This is a genomic window from Brevibacterium sp. VCM10 (genome assembly GCF_000583215.1).
In the GTDB taxonomy this organism is placed as follows: Bacteria; Actinomycetota; Actinomycetes; order Actinomycetales; family Brevibacteriaceae; genus Brevibacterium; species Brevibacterium linens.
The window spans coordinates 1-2,923 of record NZ_JAJB01000109.1; the positions used below are offsets into that span (position 1 = coordinate 1).

The 2,923-nt window shown below is 66.1% G+C and carries 5 protein-coding genes; all 5 read left to right on the forward strand.

The features are described from left to right. A partial coding sequence (moaC, locus tag AD89_RS0117480; RefSeq protein ID WP_025780935.1) for a cyclic pyranopterin monophosphate synthase MoaC occupies positions 1 to 347 on the forward strand: 347 nt, incomplete at its 5' end. Then, positions 344 to 775 (forward strand): molybdenum cofactor biosynthesis protein MoaE, encoded by a 432-nt coding sequence (locus AD89_RS0117485; RefSeq protein WP_025780936.1) that lies wholly within the window; start codon positions 344 to 346, stop codon positions 773 to 775. The genes moaC and AD89_RS0117485, both read left to right, overlap by 4 nt. Continuing rightward, positions 772 to 1,173 (forward strand): TOBE domain-containing protein, encoded by a 402-nt coding sequence (locus AD89_RS0117490; RefSeq protein WP_025780938.1) that lies wholly within the window; start codon positions 772 to 774, stop codon positions 1,171 to 1,173. The genes AD89_RS0117485 and AD89_RS0117490 overlap by 4 nt, the downstream gene beginning before the upstream one ends. A gap of 91 nt (positions 1,174 to 1,264) precedes the next feature. Further along, complete coding sequence (modA, locus tag AD89_RS0117495) at positions 1,265 to 2,029, forward strand: molybdate ABC transporter substrate-binding protein (RefSeq protein ID WP_025780939.1); 765 nt, start codon at positions 1,265 to 1,267, stop codon at positions 2,027 to 2,029. 20 nt (positions 2,030 to 2,049) lie between these two features. Then, positions 2,050 to 2,923: ABC transporter permease (locus AD89_RS0117500; RefSeq protein WP_025780941.1), on the forward strand; the 874-nt coding region annotated here is incomplete at its 3' end.

Genomic DNA, 2,923 nt, shown 5'->3' on the forward strand with positions numbered 1-2,923 from the left:
TCATCGCCGAGGCGGGGCTTCCCAAGGGCGATGCTCTGCCCGTGGCCCGCATCGCCGCCGTCATGGGCGCCAAGCGCACCAGCGACCTCATCCCGCTGTGCCATCCGCTGCCCCTGACGGGAATCGACGTGGAGTTCGAACTCCGCGAGGACGCGGTGGCCATCACCGCCGCGGTGAAGACCGTGTCGAAGACAGGCGTCGAGATGGAAGCCCTGACGGCTGTGACCACGGCCGCGCTGACGATCTTCGACATGATCAAGGCCGTCGACAACCAGGCCGTCATCAGCGACATCAAGGTCGTCGAGAAGACCGGCGGAAAGAGCGGAGATCGGACGCGAGAGTCATGAGCACCGGCACAGTCGTGACCACGGGAGTCATCGAATCCCCGATTTCGACCCAGGAACTCGAACCCCAGGTCCTCACGGACACCTGCGGTGCCGTCGTCAGCTTCTCCGGAGTCATCCGCGACCACGACGAGGGTCGGGGAGTCGCTCGTCTGCACTACGAATCCCACCCCCTGGCCTCCACCCAGATCGCCGAGGTGGCTGCGGACATCGCCGCCCGGCACCCTGCGGTCAGGCTCTCCGTCGTCCACCGCGTCGGCGACCTCGAGATCGGCGATGTGGCACTGGCCGCAGTCGTCGCCTCAGCCCATCGGAAGGACTCCTTGCTCGCCTGCTGCGAACTCATCGACGAGGTCAAGGCTCGAGTGGCGATCTGGAAGCATCAGCACTTCAGCGATGGCAGTGACGAATGGGTAGGAGCCCTCGAATGACCCGACTGCGGATCAGCGAAGCGGCACGGTTCCTCGGCGTCAGCGATGACACCGTGCGCCGGTGGGTCGCCGACGGTCGACTGTCCCACCACAAGGACGCCTCGAATCGGGCGGTCGTCGACGGCAGTGAGCTCGCCGCTCTCGCTCAATCGTCCTCCGAGGCTCTGCCGGACCCCAGCGGAGTCGTCAGCTCCTCACGCAACCGCTTCGCCGGTCTCGTCACGGACGTCAGCATCGACGGAGTGATGGCCCAGGTCAGCATGCAGTGCGGTCCCTTCCGCGTGGTGTCGCTGATGTCGGCCGAAGCCTGCCGCGAACTCGGGCTCGAGCCGGGCAGTCTTGCGACCGCCTCGGTGAAGGCGACGATGGTGTCGATCGACACCGTTCCGAGTTCATGAGGACCGGCCGTGCGTGGCCACACACGACCGTAAAGTCTCATAATCGGACCTGAAGTCGACACGGAACCGTATTTGCGGGTTCAATGGGGGTATGAAGAAAACCCTGCTGGGGCTCTGCACCGTCGCAGCCCTGACCCTGACCGCCTGTTCATCGGGATCGGATCCGCACGCCGAGGCGGACGAACCGGAGGAGATCACCGTCTTCGCCGCCGCTTCGCTCACCGAAGTCTTCGACGACATCGCCGATGAGTACACCGCCGCCGATCCGAACGCACCAGACGTGAAGTTCTCTTTCGCCGGTTCCTCCGACCTCGTCTCGCAGATCTCCGAAGGTGCCCCCGCCGACGTCATCGCCACCGCCGACGAGACGACGATGGACACACTCGCCTCCGACGATCTGCTTGCCGGCGAGCCCGAGATGTTCGCTTCGAACACGCTCACCCTGGCCGTGGCCGAGGGAAATCCGCAGGCGATCACGAGCTCCAAGGACTTTTCCGGCAATGACCTCGTCGTCTGCGCGCCTCAAGTGCCCTGCGGGGCCGCAACTCAGAAGTGGGCCGACCTCAACGACGTCGCACTCGATCCGGTCAGCGAAGAGAACTCGGTCACCGATGTGCTCGGCAAGGTCAGCGCCGGCCAGGCCGACGCCGGAATCGTCTACGTCACCGATATCGCCCGTGGAGGCGGCAAGGTCGAACAGGTCGAGCTCGACGGAGCCGACAAGGTGATCAACAAGTACCCGGCCGCCACTGTCAGAGCCAGCGAGAACCAGGACCAAGCCGATGACTTCGTGAAGTTCCTCGGTTCCGACACTGCCCAGAAGCTGCTGCGCGACGCCGGATTCGCTGCGGGCTGACCATGCCTGCGCCTGCTCCGATGCGTCGCGAGACGTCCCCGGTCCGACCCCCGCGGCGGCCCAGATCCGAATCGCTCGTCCCCGGCTGGCTGTGGGTGCCCGCCGTCATCGGAATCGTCTTCCTGCTCCTGCCGATCATCGGCATGCTCACTCGGGTCGATGCCCAGAGTCTGCTCGCCGTGATCACGGCCGAGGAATCCCGCCTGGCGATGAGGCTGTCCCTGCTGACCTCGGTGACCTCGGCACTCATCAGCGTCCTCATCGGCTTCCCCCTCGGGTACCTGCTCGCCACTCGGCGGTTCCCCGGCCAGCGCATCGTGCGCACCCTCATCCTGCTGCCTCTCGTGCTGCCCCCGGTGGTCAGCGGTCTCGCGCTGCTCTACACCTGGGGTCGGTCGGCCATCCTCGGCGGGGGGCTCGAAGCGGCGGGCCTCAGCCTCGCCTACACCACCTCGGCGGTGATCATGGCGCAGGTCTTCGTGTCCCTGCCGTTCATGGTCATGTCCGTCGAGACCGCCACCGCGGGCCTTGGGCGCCGCTATGAACTCACCGCGGCCGAGCTCGGTGCGAAACCCAATCGTGTGTTCTTCACGGTCACTCTGCCGCTGCTCCGATACGGAATCGTCACGGGTGCCGTGCTGTGCTTCGCCCGCTCACTCGGCGAGTTCGGGGCCACGCTGACCTTCGCCGGATCGCTGTCCGGCGTCACCCGGACGATGCCCCTGCAGATCTACCTCGTGCGCGAATCCGACCTGCAGGCAGCCATCGGTCTCTCGCTCCTGCTCATCGTCATCGCCGTGCTCATCATCATCGTCGCCTACCGGTCCCCGCACGCTCCCCGGCTGAGATCCCCTAACACCGCCCCGACCCCCAACCCCGCCGAGGCGGTCCGAT

Bases quoted from the DNA above. Each gene is read 5' to 3' on its own strand.
- AD89_RS0117485 (WP_025780936.1), top strand. From the start codon at position 344: ATGAGCACCGGCACAGTCGTGACCACGGGAGTCATCGAATCCCCGATT.
- AD89_RS0117490 (WP_025780938.1), top strand. From the start codon at position 772: ATGACCCGACTGCGGATCAGCGAAGCGGCACGGTTCCTCGGCGTCAGC.
- modA (WP_025780939.1), top strand. From the start codon at position 1,265: ATGAAGAAAACCCTGCTGGGGCTCTGCACCGTCGCAGCCCTGACCCTG.